Here is a 14541-nt window from a genome sequence, read left to right on the forward strand (position 1 = left end):
CGTCAGCGGACGGGGTGGCCGGCGTCGCGCAGGGCGTCCTTGACCTCGCCCACGGTCAGCTCGCCGAAGTGGAAGACGCTGGCGGCGAGCACCGCGTCGGCGCCCGCGCCGATCGCGGGCGGGAAGTGCGCCACCCGGCCGGCGCCGCCGCTGGCGATCACCGGCACGTCGACGACCGCGCGGACCGCCTCGATCAGGGTGAGGTCGAAGCCGGCCTTGGTGCCGTCGGCGTCCATCGAGTTGAGCAGGATCTCCCCCGCGCCCAGCTCGGCACCGCGCGCCGCCCACTCGACCGCGTCGAGCCCGGTGCCCCGGCGGCCACCGTGGGTGGTCACCTCGAAACCGCTGGGGGTGGTGCCGGTGGGCGCCCGCCGGACGTCCAGCGAGAGCACCAGGACCTGCCGGCCGAACCGGTCGGCGATCTCGGCGATCAGTTCGGGGCGGGCGATGGCGGCGGTGTTCACCCCGACCTTGTCCGCCCCGGCGCGCAGCAGGGTGTCCACGTCGGCGACCTGCCGGACGCCGCCGCCGACGGTGAGCGGGATGAAGACCGACTCGGCGGTACGGCGTACCACGTCGAGCATGGTGCCCCGGTCACTGGAGGACGCGGTGACGTCCAGGAAGGTCAACTCGTCCGCGCCGGCCCGGTCGTACGCCGCCGCCAGCTCCACCGGGTCACCGGCGTCGCGCAGGTCGAGGAAGTTGACCCCCTTGACCACCCGACCGGCGTCCACGTCCAGACATGGGATCACCCGTACCGCCACCGTCATGCGATGAGCCTATCCAACACCCCCGCCCCGGCGACCGCCCTGTGCGACCGACCTGTGCGACCGACCCGGGGCTCCCGACGGTGATCAAGAGGCTTACGTCAGTTCGATCTCCAAGAATGACGTAAACCTCTTGATCACCGCTGCGGCGCCGGGGCGGCGGGGCGCCCGGGGGGCCCGGGGGCCGGGGGCGGACTGCGGGGTGGGTGGGGGCTAGAGGCGGACTAGCATCTTGCCGAGGTTCTCGCCGCGTAGCAGGCCGAGGAACGCGTCGGGGGCGTTGCCGATGCCGTCGACGATCGTCTCGTCGTAGGAGAGCCGGCCCTCGCGCAGCCAGCCGCCGACCTCGGCGACGAACTGCTCGCGCAGGCCGCCGTGGTCGCCGACCAGGAAGCCGCGCAGGGTGAGCCGCTTGCCGATGACCAGCGCCAGGTTGCGCGGCGCGGCCGGCGGCTCGGCCGAGTTGTACTGCGCGATCATGCCGCAGATCGCGGCCCGGCCGTGCAGCTTCAGCGCACCGATGGCGGCCTCCAGGTGCTCGCCGCCGACGTTGTCGAAGTAGACGTCGATCCCGTCCGGGGCGGCGGCCTTCAGCGCGTCCCGCACCGGCCCGTCGTGGTAGTCGAAGGCGGCGTCGAAGCCGAGCGCCGTCAACCGCTGCACCTTGGCCGGCGAGCCGGCGCTGCCGACCACCCGGCCGGCGCCCCGCAGCTTGGCGATCTGACCGACCATGCTGCCCACCGCGCCGGCCGCGCCGGAGACGAACACCGTCTCCCCCGGCTGCATCGCCGCCACGTCGAGCAGCCCGGCGTACGCGGTCAGCCCGGTCATCCCGAGCACGCCCAGATAGGCGCTGACCGGGGCGACGTCCGGGTCGACCCGGCGGGCCGACGCGCCGTCGAGCAGCGCGTACTCCCGCCAGCCGAGCCCGTGCAGCACGGTGTCGCCGACGTTGATCCCGTCGGCCCCACCGGCCACCACCTCGCCGATCGCCCCGCCGTCGAGCGGCGCGTCCAGGGCGAACGGTGGCACGTAGGACTTGGCGTCGTTCATCCGGCCGCGCATGTACGGGTCGACCGACATGAACTGGTTGCGGACCACGATCTGCCCCGGACCCGGGGTGGGCACCTCGGTCTCGACGAGGCGGAAGTTGTCTGCGGTCGGCCAACCCTGTGGGCGGGAGGCCAGGTGGATCTCACGGTTGCTGGTCATCGGCTGTCGTCCTCTCGTACGCGATGGTGGTGGCCCGGTGCGGCGCTCAGGCCGCGGCGGCCTCGCGCACGGTGAGCGCCACGTCGATGTTGCCCCGGGTGGCGTTGGAGTAGGGGCAGACCTGGTGGGCGGCCTCGACCAACTGCTGGGCGGCGGAGCGCTCGACGGCCGGCAGGTCCACCACCAGGGTGACGGCCAGTCCGAAGCCACCGCTGCCGTTCGGGCCGATGCCGACCTCGGCCTCGACGACCGAACCGGTCACGTCGGCCTTGCTGCGGCGGGCGACCATGCGCAGCGCGGAGTGGAAGCAGGCCGCGTAGCCGGCGGCGAAGAGCTGCTCGGGGTTGGCTGCGCCGCCCGCGCCGCCCATCTCCTTCGGGATGGCCAGGTCCAGCTCGACGGTGGCGTCGGAGGTGCGGACGTGGCCGTCGCGGCCGTCGCCGGTGGCCGTCGCGGACGCGGTGTAGAGCACCTGCATGGGAATCACTGCTCCTTCTGTCGGTGGATCGTCTCGGTGACCCGGGTGAGGGTGTCGCGCAACGCGACCAGCTCGGCCTCGTCGAGGCCGGTGGAACAGGCCACCCGCAACGGCACGTCGGTCATCCGCTGGCGCAGGGCCGCGCCGTCGGCGGTCAGCCCCACCTCCACCCGCCGCTCGTCGAGCACGGAGCGGGTGCGGACCACCAGGCCCGCCGCCGCCAACCGCTTGAGCAGCGGGGAGAGCGTGCCGGAGTCGAGCCGCAGCGCGGCACCCAACTCGGAGACCGTGGGTGGGTCGTCGCCGCGCTCCCAGAGCACCAGCAGCACCAGGTACTGCGGGTAGGTGAGTCCGAACTCGTCGAGGATGGGCCGGTAGACGTCGGTGAGCGCGCGGGACGCCGCATAGAGGGCGAAGCACACCTGCCCCCGCAACACCAGATGGTCACTCACCCGGAAAACGTAGCTCGCAATCCAATTGCGCACAACTTATCTGGCCCGAAGTGACCCACGTCTCGCACCGGGGAGACCGGGACGGATCAGGACGGCGGGAGGTACGCCTCCAGCTCGATCTCCACCAGGTGGTCCGGATCGACCAGGCCGGCGACCACGACCATCGTCGCGACCGGCCGGATCGCGCCGAAGACGGCGTTGTGGGCCCGGCCCACCTCGTCGACGACGAGCCGATCGGTCACGTACATCCGGGTCCGCACCACGTCGGCGGCGCTCGCACCCACCTCGGCCAGGGCGGCCAGGCCGATCCGCAACGCCTGGGCGGTCTGCGCGGCGGCGTCCCCGACGTGCGTCACCACCCCGTCGACGGTCGACGTGCAGCCGGCCGTCCAGGCCGACCGACCGGCCCGCACCACCCGCGAGTAGCCGTACACCGCCTCCCACGGGCCGCCCGAGCCGAGCCGGGTGACGGTCGCGTCACCCGGCTCCCGGCCGGCGTCGGTCACCCGGCGGCGCGCAACGTGGCCAGCGCCTCGGCCACCGTGAACGCGCCCGCGTAGAGCGCCTTGCCGGCGATCACGCCCTCCACGCCCGCCGGCTCCAGGGTCGCCAGGGCGCGCAGGTCGTCCAGGGTCGAGACGCCACCGGAGGCGATCACCGGGGCATCGGTGCGGGCGCAGACCTCGGCCAGCAGCTCCAGGTTCGGCCCGCGCATCGTGCCGTCCTTGGTGATGTCGGTCACCACGTACCGGGACGCGCCGGCCGCGTCCAGCCGGGCCAGCACCTCCCACAGGTCACCGCCGTCGCGGGTCCAGCCCCGCGCCGAGAGGGTACGACCCCGCACGTCCAGGCCGATCGCCACCCGGTCGCCGTACTCGCCGCAGATCCGGTCACACCACTGCGGGTCCTCCAGCGCGGCGGTGCCGATGTTCACCCGGGCCGCGCCGGTGCCGAGTGCGGCCCGCAGCGACGCGTCGTCCCGGATGCCCCCGGAGAGTTCCACCCGCACGTCCAGCTTCCCGACCAGCTCGGCGAGAAGCGCGGCGTTGGAGCCCCGACCGAAGGCCGCGTCCAGATCGACCAGGTGGATCCACTCCGCCCCATCGCTCTGCCAGGCCAACGCCGCGTCGAGCGGGTCGCCGTAGGCGGTCTCGCTGCCGGCGGCGCCCTGCACGAGCCGGACGGCCTGGCCGTCGGCGACGTCCACAGCGGGCAACAGGGTCAGGCTCACGTTCTCAGACTCCTCGTATCAGATCCGACGGTCCAGGGCGATCACCACGATCGCCGGCAGGACCAGCAGCAACAGCACGACCAGCGCCACCCGCAGCGCAAGATCGTCGACGAACACCCAGATCAGCACCAGCGCCGCCCCGGTCAACCCGACGATGGCGGCCCGCTCCCCCCGGCTGCGCCGGGCCAACCGGCCGGTCCGGCCCCGCCGCCACTGCGGGGTGACCCGGCGGACCAGGGCGCGGCGACGCTGCCGACGCGCCAACTTGCGCTGCCGTACGACGCGGTCGCGGGCGGCCTCCGCCTCCCGGACGGCCCGCCGACGGGCCCGCTCCTTACTCACCGCGCACCCGACCCGGTCCGGCCGGATGCGCCGCCCCGGGTCTCAGTCAACCGTGGCCAGCCAGTTGCGCAGCAGCAGGGCACCGGTCTCGGCCGACTTCTCCGGATGGAACTGGGCGGCCGACAGCGGACCCCGCTCCACCGCGGCGACGAAGTCCGTGCCGTGGTGGGCGGTGGTGACCCGGACGCCCGCCTCGGCCAGCGCCGCCCGGTCGAGCACCCCGTAGGAGTGCACGAAATAGAACCGGCTGTCGGCGGGCAGCCCCGCGAAGAGCACCGAACCGGCCGGCGGCGTCACCGTGTTCCAACCCATGTGTGGCAGCCGCTCGGCGGGCAGCCGGGTCACCCCGCCCGGCAACAGTCCCAGCCCCTTGGTCACCACACCGTGCTCGTCGCCGTGCGCGAAGAGCACCTGCATGCCCACGCAGATGCCGAGCACCGGGCGGCCGGTGGCGACCCGCTCCGCGATCACCGGGCCGGCGCCCGACGCCTCGATCCCGGCCATGCAGGCCGCGTACGCCCCGACGCCGGGCACCACCAGCCCGTCGGCCCCGGCGGCGGCGGTCAGGTCGGCGGTGACCGTCACGTCCGCCCCGGCGTGGGCCAGGGCCCGCTCGGCCGAACGCAGGTTGCCCGAGCCGTAGTCGAGCACCACGATCCGCTTGCCGCGCCCCCGCCCGGCCGTGCCGGCGTCGTGCGCGCCCATCAGCCCTCCCCGGGTAGCAGCCAGAGCACCCCGCCGACGGTGGCCAGCACGGCGAGCAGCCCGGTGACCACGATCGCACCGCGCGGCGCGTCCTGCCGGTACAACGACCAGGCCCCGCCGACGAGGATGCCGGCGAGGATCAGCAGCAGGGTCGGCAGCACCGGGCCCATCAGCGCGACCCCCCGGCCCGGTCCGCCCCGACCGGGAAGCGCCGGTCCGGGCCGGGCCCGGTCGCGACGGCGCGGTCGGGTCGGGGCAGGCCGGTCACAGCGCGCCCTTGGTGCTCGGCACCACGCCGGCGTTGCGCGGGTCGAGCGCGGTGGCCTCCCGCAGCGCCCGGGAGACCGCCTTGAACTGGGCCTCCACCACGTGGTGCGCGTCCGGGTGGCCGCCCGGGCGGGCCGCCCGCAGCACGTCCACGTGCAGGGTGACCCGGGCCGACTGGCCGAAGGACTCCCAGATGTGCCGGGTCATGCTGGTCGGATAGACCGGCCCGATGTACGGGGCCAGCGCCGGCTCGTCGTGCACCACGTACGGGCGGCCGGACAGGTCGACGGCGGCCCGGACGAGCACCTCGTCCATCGGGACGGTGGCCGAGCCGTACCGCCGGATGCCGGCCTTGTCGCCCAGCGCCTGGTCGAACGCGGCGCCCAGGGCGAGCGCGGTGTCCTCCATCGTGTGGTGGGCGTCGATCTCCAGGTCGCCGACGGTGCGGACGGTCAGGTCGAAGCCGCCGTGCCGGGCGATCTGGTGGAGCATGTGGTCGTAGAAGCCGACCCCGGTGCTGATCTCGGCCTGGCCGGTGCCGTCGAGGTCGATCTCGACGAGGACCTTGGTCTCCTTGGTGATCCGCTCCACCCGGGCGGTGCGACTCATGACAGTTTCTCCATCGCGGTGAGGAAGGCGTCGGTCTCGGCGGGGGTGCCGGCGGTGACCCGCAACCAGCCGGGCAGGCCGACGTCCCGGACCAGCACCCCGGCGTCGAGCAGGGTCCGCCAGGCGGTGGCCTGGTCGCCGCCGACGGCGAAGAGCACGAAGTTGGCGTCGCTGTCGGCCACCCGGAAACCCCGGTCCCGCAGCGTGCCCACGATCCGGTCCCGCTGCGCCTTGATCGCGTCGACGGTGCCGAGCAGGGCGTCGCGGTGGGCCAGGGCCGCGCGGGCGGCGGCCTGGGTGAGCGAGGAGAGGTGGTACGGCAGCCGGACCAGCTGCACCGCCGCCACCACCGCCGGGTCGGCGACCAGGTAGCCCAGCCGGCCACCGGCGAACCCGAACGCCTTGCTCATCGTCCGGGTCACCACCAGCCTCGGGTGGCCCGGCAGCAGCGCCAGGGCGTCGCTCGTGCCCGGTCGGGCGAACTCGGCGTACGCCTCGTCGACGACCACCATGCCGGGCGCGACGTCGAGCACGGCGGTGACCACCGCCGGGTCCAGCGCGGTGCCGGTCGGGTTGTTCGGCGAGCAGAGGAAGACCACGTCGGGGCGGTGCGTCCGGACCTCGGCGACCGCCTCGTCGGCGGTCAGCCCGAAGTCCACCCCCCGCTGGGCCGGGACCCACCGGGTGCCGGTGCCCAGGGCCAGCAACGGATGCATCGAGTACGCCGGCACGAAGCCCAACGCGGACCGCCCCGGCCCACCGAACGCCTGGAGCAGCTGCTGCTGGATCTCGTTGGAGCCGTTGGCCGCCCAGACCTGCGCCGCGGTGATCCCGTGACCGAGATAGCCGGCCAGGTCGGCGCGCAGCGCCACCGCGTCCCGGTCCGGGTAGCGGTTGAGGTCACGCAGCTCGGCGGCGAGTGCCTTGCCGATCGCCTCCACCACCGGCTCGGGCACCCGGTAGGAGTTCTCGTTGGTGTTCAGCCGAACCGCCACGTCGAGCTGCGGCGCCCCGTACGGCGAGCGACCGCGCAGGTCGTCGCGGATCGGCAGGTCGTCCAGGCCGGTCACGACGACTCCCCGGCGAAGCGCACCGCGACCGCCTGGCCGTGCGCCGGCAGGTCCTCCACGTTGGCCAGGGTCACCACGTGCGGCGCGACGTCGCGCAGCGCCTCCCGGGTGTACTCCACCAGGTGCACGCCGCGCAGGAAGGACTGCACGGACAGGCCGGACGAGTGCCGGGCGCAGCCGCCGGTGGGCAGCACGTGGTTGGAGCCGGCGCAGTAGTCGCCGAGCGACACCGGCGCCCAGGCACCCACGAAGATCGCCCCGGCGTTGCGCACCCGCAGCGCCCAGTCGCGGGCGTCCCGGGTCTGGATCTCCAGGTGCTCGGCCGCGTACGCGTCGACCACCCGCAACCCGGCGTCGAGGTCGTCGACCAGCACGATGCCGCTCTGCTCCCCGCCGAGCGCGGTGCCGACCCGCTCGACGTGCTTGGTGGCCGGCACCTGCCGGGCCAGCTCCCGGTCCACCGCGTCGGCCAGCTCGACCGACGGGGTGACCAGCACGCTGGCCGCCAGCGGGTCGTGCTCGGCCTGGCTGATCAGGTCGGCGGCGACGTGCACCGGGTCGGCGGTGTCGTCGGCCAGCACGGCGATCTCGGTCGGACCGGCCTCCGCGTCGATGCCGACCACGCCCCGCAGCAGCCGCTTGGCGGCGGTGACCCAGATGTTGCCCGGCCCGGTGATCATGTCGACCGGCGCGCAGTGCTGGGTGCCCCCGGCGTCGACCGCCGCACCGTAGGCCAGCATGGCGACCGCCTGGGCGCCGCCGACGGCGTACACCTCGTCGACGCCGAGCAGCGCGCAGGCGGCGAGCACCCGGGCGTCGGGGAGGCCCCCGTTGTCCTGCTGCGGCGGGCTGACCACCACCAGCGAGCGGACCCCGGCCACCTGGGCCGGGACCACGTTCATCACCACGGTCGACGGATACATCGCCAGCCCGCCGGGGACGTAGAGGCCGACCCGGTCGACCGGCACCCAGCGCTCGGTCACCGTGCCGCCGGGCACCACCTGGGTGGTGTGGTCGGTGCGGCGCTGGTCGGCGTGCACCCGGCGGGCCCGGTCGATCGACTCCAGCAGCGCGGCCCGCACGTCGGGGTCGAGCGTCCCCTCCGCCTCGGCGATCGCCTCGGTCGGGACCCGCAGCACCGCGGGGCAGATGCCGTCGAACCGCTCGCTGGCCTCCCGGATCGCCGGGTACCCATGGTCCCGGACCGCCTCGACGAGGGGGCGGATCCGCTCGACGGCGACGGACACGTCGAGTTGGGCACGGGGCAGCAGTCGGCGCGGGTCACGGACCCCGCCGCGCAGGTCGATCCGATTCAACACGCTCCCGAGTCTAGGCGGCGGCCCGGAGGGCGACCCGCGCCGCCCGTACCGCGAGACGGTGAGCCGGGACACGCCGACGTCGCACGATCCGGCTACGCTCGGACACGTGACCGCACGGCTGCCGGTGTTTCCCCTTGCCACGGTGCTCTTCCCAGGTCTGGTGCTGCCGTTGCACATCTTCGAGGAGCGTTACCGCCACCTGGTGCGGGACCTGGTCGGGCAGCCCGAGGGGGCGCCCCGGGAGTTCGGTGTGCTGGCCATCCGCTCCGGCTGGGAGGTCGCCCCGGGCGCGGGCCGGGCCACCCCGGGCGGTGGCGAGGTGACCCTGCACGAGGTGGGCTGCACCGCCGAGCTGCGTCAGGTCACCGAGCTGGACGACGGCGGCTTCGACATCGTCACGGTGGGCCGGCGACGGTTCCGGGTCGCCGAGGTCGACCGGGAGTCCGCCCCCTACCTGACCGCCGCCGTCGAGTGGCTGCCCGAGCCGACCGGCCCGGACGAGGCGGCGGAGCTGCTGGCGGCCCGGGTGATCGCGGTCTTCCGGCAGTACCTGGGCCTGATCCGGGCCGACCCGCAGGAGCTGTCCGAGCAGTTGCCGGAGGACCCGACGGTGCTGTCGCACCTGGTGGCGGCCACCGCCGTGCTGACCGTGGCGGACCGGCAGCGGCTGCTCGCCATCGACGACACCGCCGCCCGGCTCCGCGCCGAGCTGCGGCTGCTCAATCGCGAGTCGGCCCTGCTGCGTCAGGTGCGGGCGGTTCCGGTGCCGTTGTCGGAGCTGGCCTCCCCACCGGCCCCCAACTGACCCCGCCCGGCACCCCGGGAGCACCGGGCCGGTCCCGACCGCTGTCGACGCCGGGCCGGTCCTGGTCGCCGTAGGCGTCGGGCCGGTCCTGGCGGCCGTGGGCGTCGGGACGGTCCCAGTCGCGGTAGCCGTCGGGGCGGTCCGGGACGGTGCTGCCGGTCGGTGGGGCGGTGCCGGTCGGGCCGTCGGGCCGGTCGGTGGCGGCGGGGCCCGGCCAACCGGCGACCTCGGGGCCGGTCGGCCAGTCGGGCTCCGGCTCCGGGCGCAGCGAGGGCCAGCGGGACCAGCCGGCCAGCAGGGTGTACGTGACGGCGGCGGCGAACGCCGGCAGCAGCAGGTTGCCGTACGGCAGCGGCAGCACGCCGAGGACCCGTTCGATGCCCCCGGCCCGCAGGTCCGCCGGTTTGTCGAACGCCGTGCCGGCGGGGGCGGAGGCGAGCAGCCGCTGGTAGCCGTCCAGCCCGATCCGACGGCCCACCTGCCAGGCCACCAGGGCGGTGCCGAGCGCGCCGACGGTCGTCGCGACCAACCCGACCGGCCCGCGTCGGCGACGCAGCAGCGTCCACACCGCGATCGCGGCGAGCACCCCGAAGCCGAGCCCGAGCAGGCTGAACCAGCCGTCGGCGGCGATCGGCTGCTCCGGCTGCGGCTGGGCGTAGATGGCGCCCTCGGCGGTCTTGAGCACCGGGGTGTCCGGGGCCAGCGCCGCCCAGAGCAGCCCCAGCGGCACCCCGAGCGCGGTCAGGCCCAGCACCAGGGTGACCGCCACCGCCGGGGTGTGCCGGGGCTGCTGGTCGGGCGGCGGCGGCAGCGCGGCGGACGGCGGCGGCGGCCAGGGCAGGTACGACCCCGCGGGGTCGTACCTGGGCGCGGACGGGGTGGGCGCGACACCCGCCGGGGCGTCGGCCGGGCGGTGCGGATCGGGGGTGTCCGGGCTCACCCGATGATCCTCTCAGGCGTAGCGGTGCGGCGGGGCGGCGGAGCCCGTACCGCCCCTCAGCGGGCGAACGGCTCCAACATCACCGAGGCGGCCCGCAGCCAGGCGGCCCGGGTCTCCGCCTGGAGCTGGTGGTACTCGATCGACGAACCGGTCTCCAGCACCGGGTCGTACGGCACCACCGCGACGGCCCGGGTCCGGGTGGCGAAGTGCCGCTCCAGGTCGTCCTGGAGGGTCGACCGGCCCGGGGTGGGGCAGGAGATCAGGGTGATCGCGTTGTCGGCCAGCTCACCCATCCCCTCCTCGTGCAGCAGGTCGAGCATCCAGTCGGCGCTGAACGCCGCGTCCTCCCGGGGCACGGTGGTCACCACGAGTTGGTCGGCGGCGTGCATGACGGTGCGCCAGTTGGGGCTCTCCACGTTGTTGCCGGTGTCGACGCAGACCACGTCGTGGGTGCGGCGCAGCAGCTCCAGCACCCGTTTGACGGTGAACTGGTCGAGGCGCTGGGCGAACCGGGGACTCTCCTCCCCGGCCAGCACGTCGTACGAGCCGTCGGAGGCGTGCCGCAGGTAGTCGTCGAGGGACTCCAGCAGCTCGGCGCCGTCCCGGATCTCGATGTGCGCCAGGTCGCTGATCAGGTGCCGGATGGTCCGGGCGTGCCGGGCGCTGCCGGCGCGCAGGCCGAGGGTGCCGCGCAGTTCGTTGTCGTCCCAGGCGAGCACGCCCCGGCCCCGGACGCTGCCGACGGTGGCGGCGGCGAGCACCGTGGCGGTGGTCTTGTGCACCCCGCCCTTGGGGTTGGCGAACGCGAGCACCCGGGGGGTGCCCAGGTCGCGGCGGAGGATGCCGGCGGCCCGTTCCTGCTCGTCCTGGGGACCCTGCTGACGCCACTCGATGCGGGCCGGTTCGATCCGGGCCGGGTAGCCCCGGTCGGCGGTCACCGCCGGCGGGTAGGCCGGCTGCTCCGGCTGGTAGGCCGGCTGCTCCGGCTGGTACGTCGGCGCGGCCGGGTAGCCGGGCTCCGGGTACGCCGGCTCGGGGTAGGCGGGTTGCGGCGGCTGGTACGTCGGCTCCGGCGGCGCGTAGCCGGGCGCGCGGTAACCGTTGTCCAGCAGGGCGTACCGGGACTCGGGGGGTGGCGGCTCGGACCGGTAGCCGTTGTCCAGCAGGGCGTAGCGGGACGGGACGACCGGCGGCTCCGGCGGCCGGGCCGGCTCCGGCAGGTATCCGGGGTCGGCCGGATAACCGGGGGCGGCACGGTAGCCGGGCTCGGCCGGGTAGCCCGGCTCGGCGCGGTAGCCGCCGGGCTCGGCCGGATAGTCCGCCGCGACGCGGTGGGCCGGGTCGACCCGGTAGCTGGCTTCGGCCCGGTAGCCCGGGTCGGGGTCGTAGCCGGGGTTCGCACCGTAGCCCGGGTCGGCGGGTGGCGGCACGGCCGCCGACCCCCGTCCGGACCAACCACCGGCGGGCCCACGGCCGGGCAGCGGGTCCCGGGCCGGGTCCTCGCCGCGGCGCTCCGGCTCCGCCTGTTCGGCGGCGCGTCCGCCGAGGCGGGCGCGTTCGAAGAGCGCCCGCCATCGCGGTGCCGGTTCGGCCGACCGACCCCAGCCGGTCTCGCTGCCGTCCAAGGCTCGCCCTCCCGCGCCGTCGATCTCCGCCTGACAGGCTACGAACGAAACCCTATTCGGACCACACCGGTCTGCACACATCCCCCGGGCACAATACTTACGGCGACCGGACGGACGACCCGCTGCGACGGGAGTCCGGGGAGGTGGGAGCGGGGGTCGACACCGACCGCTCCGATCCGGTCCCGGTCGGCGACGGTACCGGGGCGATCACGGCGGGTGCTCCTTCCGACGAATCGCCCATCGTCGCACCCGGCGACGGTACCGGGTCGGCGGACGTCGGGGCCCGTCCGGCGGGTGGCCGGGCCGTGTCAGCCGGGGGCCGGGCCGTGTCAGCCGGGGGCCGGGCCGTGTCAGCCGGGGGCCGGGCAGTGTCCCGTTGCTCCGGCAGCGGGGGCAGGAACACCGTCCGGTCCAGTCGGGTCACCTCGGGGGCCGGGTCGAGCGCCCGCACGCCGTCCCGTCCGGCCAGGGCGCGCAGGGCGGCCGGTGCGGCGCGGACCACCGCCGCGTAGACGCAGGCGCAGGCCGACCGGTAGCCGGCCGCCTCCCGCGCGGCGACCTGCGCCCCGGTCTCGTACCCCTGGCGGGTCGTCGGGTCGGCGGTGTCGGCGGCTCGGCTCCGCTGGTCGGCGGCCTCCCGGTCCTTGCGGTCCGCGAGGCCGGCCATCCCGGCGGTGACGTCCTGCGGCAGCAGCTGCGCCGGCAGCCGGACCACCTCGGTCTGCCGGTCCGGCAGTGGCACCCGGACCACCACCGCCGCCACCTCGACGTCGGCGAGCAGCGCCGGCAACCGGTCCGGCGCGAGGTAGCGGTCGAAGCTGACCAGCGCGTACGCCCCGGCGGTCAGCGCGGCGAGTTCGGCCCGGGTGGCGGCGGCGTACCCGGGCAGCGAGTCGCCCGGCAGCACCCCGACCCGGGTCACCTGCCCGACGGTGCGGTCACCCACCGGCTCGGGCCGGCGGGCCGCCCAGCCGACGGTGAGCAGCACCGCGCCGACGGCGAGCACCGCCGCGGTGACCAGCCCCCGGCGCGGCCGGGGCGGGACAGCGGGCGGGTCGACACCCGACGGCCGGCGCGGCACCGGTCAGTCGCGCAGGAGCGTCAGCGCGCGGGCCAGGTCGTCCGGGTACTCGCTGACGAAGGTGACGTCGTCGCCGGTACGCGGGTGGGCGAAGGTCAACGACCGGGCGTGCAGCCACTGCCGGCGCAGTTCGAGCCGCGCCGACAGGGTCGGATCGGCCCCGTAGGTGAGGTCGCCGACGCACGGGTGCCGCAGGGTCGAGAAGTGCACCCGGATCTGGTGGGTACGCCCCGTCTCCAGCCGGACGTCGAGCAGGCTGGCCGACGGGAACGCCTCGATGGTGTCGTAGTGGGTGATGCTCGGCTTGCCGTCGGAGACCACCGCCCAGCGGTAGTCGTGGTGCGGGTGCCGGTCGATCGGGGCGTCGATGGTGCCGCGCGACGGGTCGGGGTGCCCCTGGACCACCGCGTGGTAGCGCTTCTCCACCTCGCGGTACTTGAACGCCCGCTTGAGCGCGGTGTACGCCTGCTCGCTCTTGGCCACCGCCATGATCCCGGTGGTGCCCACGTCGAGCCGGTGCACCACGCCCTGCCGCTCGGCGGCTCCGCTGGTGGAGATCCGGTGGCCGATCGCGGCGAGGCCACCGATGACGGTCGGGCCGGTCCAGCCGGGGCTGGGGTGGGCCGCCACCCCGACCGGCTTGTCCACCACCACGATGTCGTCGTCGGCGTAGACCACGGTCAGCCCGGGGACCGCCTGCGGCACCACGGTCGGCGGCGCGACCGGCGCGGGCAGCGTCACCTCCAGCCAGGAACCGGCCTTGACCTTGTGCGAGTTCTGCCGGGCCGCGCCGTCGACCAGCGCGTCACCGGCGTCGACCAGCGCGGCGGCCGCGGTACGCGAGAGCCCGAAGAGGCGGGACACCGCCTGGTCCAGCCGCATGCCGTCGAGGCCATCCGGAACGGGCAGGGAGCGGTGGTCGCCGCCGGCGGCGAAGGCGGCGGTCATGCCCGCTCCTGCGGCTCGGCGTCGGCCTTCGTCGACCCGGCGGCGGCCGGTCCGGTGGGGGTGGCGTCGGCGGGGGCGGCGTCGCCCTTGGCGCCGACCCGCCGCCCGTCGCGCTGGCGGCCGGTCAGCTCCAGCAGCACGGCCAGCAGCACCCCGGAGACCAGGCAGCTGTCGGCCAGGTTGAACACCGGCCAGACCTGGCCGTACGGGTCGAAGAGGCTGACCATGTCCACCACGTGACCGACGAAGTGGCCGGGGGCCCGGAAAATCCGGTCGGTGAGGTTGCCCAGCGCGCCGCCCAGCACCAGCCCCAGGGAGACCGCCCAGGGCAGTGAGCGCAGCCGCACCGCCATCCAGCTGATCCAGCCGACCACCCCGATGGTGATCAACGGGAACACCCAGGTGTGGTCGGCGCCGATGCTCCACGCCGCACCGCTGTTGCGGGTCAGGGTGAGGTAGACCACCCCACCGAGCAGCCGAACCGGCGCCCGGTCGTCGAGCAGTTGCAGGGCGAGGTGCTTGGTGAGCAGATCCGTCAGCAACGCGAGCAGCGCGATGCTGACGAGGACCACGACCGCCCTGCGGCGGGGGGTGCGGCCGGCCGGCTCGGTGGTGCCGGGTCCGGCGGTCGGTGCTGTGGTCATCGACTCCCCATCGACTGTCTCGACGACGTGGGTCCGCCGTCTCACG

Annotated in this window: 17 protein-coding genes and 1 pseudogene; 1 reads left to right on the plus strand and 17 read right to left on the minus strand. The window is 75.0% G+C overall.

Annotated features, from left to right (window positions below; all coding sequences use genetic code 11):
* Positions 1-2: 2 nt before the first annotated feature.
* The 12 genes from hisF to hisD form a co-directional block, all read right to left on the minus strand.
* Positions 3-770, minus strand: coding sequence for an imidazole glycerol phosphate synthase subunit HisF (hisF, locus tag GA0070216_RS01520; RefSeq protein WP_091237462.1), 768 nt, complete (start codon positions 768-770; stop codon positions 3-5).
* Between the two features lie 210 nt (positions 771-980).
* Positions 981-1979 (minus strand): NADP-dependent oxidoreductase, encoded by a 999-nt coding sequence (locus tag GA0070216_RS01525; protein WP_091237465.1) that lies wholly within the window; start codon positions 1977-1979, stop codon positions 981-983.
* 46 nt (positions 1980-2025) lie between these two features.
* A complete protein-coding gene (locus tag GA0070216_RS01530; protein WP_091237467.1) occupies positions 2026-2457 on the minus strand; it encodes an organic hydroperoxide resistance protein in 432 nt (143 codons plus the stop codon).
* 5 nt (positions 2458-2462) lie between these two features.
* Positions 2463-2909, minus strand: a complete 447-nt coding sequence (locus GA0070216_RS01535) for a MarR family winged helix-turn-helix transcriptional regulator (protein WP_091237469.1) — start codon at positions 2907-2909, stop codon at positions 2463-2465.
* An 86-nt stretch (positions 2910-2995) separates the two neighbouring features.
* A complete protein-coding gene (locus GA0070216_RS01540) occupies positions 2996-3415 on the minus strand; it encodes a RidA family protein (protein ID WP_091237472.1) in 420 nt (139 codons plus the stop codon).
* The gene (gene priA, locus GA0070216_RS01545; RefSeq protein ID WP_091237474.1) at positions 3412-4140 is read right to left on the minus strand and encodes a bifunctional 1-(5-phosphoribosyl)-5-((5-phosphoribosylamino)methylideneamino)imidazole-4-carboxamide isomerase/phosphoribosylanthranilate isomerase PriA; all 729 of its coding nucleotides are present in this window, start codon (positions 4138-4140) and stop codon (positions 3412-3414) included. Before priA ends, GA0070216_RS01540 begins: the two co-directional genes overlap by 4 nt.
* Before the next feature lie 18 nt (positions 4141-4158).
* Positions 4159-4482: a hypothetical protein gene (locus GA0070216_RS01550; protein WP_091237477.1), complete on the minus strand. Its 324-nt coding sequence runs from the start codon at positions 4480-4482 to the stop codon at positions 4159-4161.
* A 42-nt stretch (positions 4483-4524) separates the two neighbouring features.
* A complete protein-coding gene (gene hisH / locus GA0070216_RS01555; protein ID WP_091237479.1) occupies positions 4525-5187 on the minus strand; it encodes an imidazole glycerol phosphate synthase subunit HisH in 663 nt (220 codons plus the stop codon).
* Positions 5187-5357, minus strand: a complete 171-nt coding sequence (locus GA0070216_RS34295) for a hypothetical protein (protein WP_168222542.1) — start codon at positions 5355-5357, stop codon at positions 5187-5189. The genes hisH and GA0070216_RS34295 overlap by 1 nt, the downstream gene beginning before the upstream one ends.
* A gap of 94 nt (positions 5358-5451) precedes the next feature.
* On the minus strand, positions 5452-6063 hold the full coding sequence (gene hisB / locus GA0070216_RS01560) for an imidazoleglycerol-phosphate dehydratase HisB (protein WP_091237481.1): 612 nt from the start codon (positions 6061-6063) through the stop codon (positions 5452-5454).
* Positions 6060-7133 carry a histidinol-phosphate transaminase gene (locus GA0070216_RS01565; protein ID WP_091237483.1) on the minus strand — a complete coding sequence of 358 codons (1074 nt, stop codon included), beginning with the start codon at positions 7131-7133 and terminating at the stop codon, positions 6060-6062. The genes hisB and GA0070216_RS01565 overlap by 4 nt, the downstream gene beginning before the upstream one ends.
* Positions 7130-8452, minus strand: coding sequence for a histidinol dehydrogenase (gene hisD / locus GA0070216_RS01570; protein ID WP_091237485.1), 1323 nt, complete (start codon positions 8450-8452; stop codon positions 7130-7132). Before hisD ends, GA0070216_RS01565 begins: the two co-directional genes overlap by 4 nt.
* A gap of 106 nt (positions 8453-8558) precedes the next feature.
* Between hisD and GA0070216_RS01575 the strand changes: the two genes are divergently transcribed.
* A complete protein-coding gene (locus GA0070216_RS01575; protein ID WP_091237487.1) occupies positions 8559-9257 on the plus strand; it encodes an LON peptidase substrate-binding domain-containing protein in 699 nt (232 codons plus the stop codon).
* 154 nt (positions 9258-9411) lie between these two features.
* On the opposite strand, the pseudogene GA0070216_RS36525 reads toward GA0070216_RS01575, so the two are convergent.
* The 5 genes and pseudogenes from GA0070216_RS36525 to lspA all read right to left on the minus strand — a co-directional run.
* Positions 9412-10197: pseudogene (locus GA0070216_RS36525) on the minus strand (DUF2567 domain-containing protein); the annotation flags it as partial.
* A gap of 56 nt (positions 10198-10253) precedes the next feature.
* A complete protein-coding gene (locus GA0070216_RS01585) occupies positions 10254-11822 on the minus strand; it encodes a MinD/ParA family ATP-binding protein (protein WP_091237488.1) in 1569 nt (522 codons plus the stop codon).
* A 97-nt stretch (positions 11823-11919) separates the two neighbouring features.
* Positions 11920-12903, minus strand: coding sequence for a hypothetical protein (locus tag GA0070216_RS34305; RefSeq protein WP_176738782.1), 984 nt, complete (start codon positions 12901-12903; stop codon positions 11920-11922).
* 3 nt (positions 12904-12906) lie between these two features.
* The gene (locus GA0070216_RS01595; RefSeq protein WP_091237493.1) at positions 12907-13851 is read right to left on the minus strand and encodes an RluA family pseudouridine synthase; all 945 of its coding nucleotides are present in this window, start codon (positions 13849-13851) and stop codon (positions 12907-12909) included.
* Positions 13848-14495 (minus strand): signal peptidase II, encoded by a 648-nt coding sequence (gene lspA, locus GA0070216_RS01600; RefSeq protein ID WP_091237495.1) that lies wholly within the window; start codon positions 14493-14495, stop codon positions 13848-13850. The genes GA0070216_RS01595 and lspA overlap by 4 nt, the downstream gene beginning before the upstream one ends.
* Positions 14496-14541: the final 46 nt, after the last annotated feature.

Origin of the sequence: Micromonospora matsumotoense, assembly GCF_900091525.1 — a bacterium.
GTDB classification, from domain to species: Bacteria; Actinomycetota; Actinomycetes; order Mycobacteriales; family Micromonosporaceae; genus Micromonospora; species Micromonospora matsumotoensis.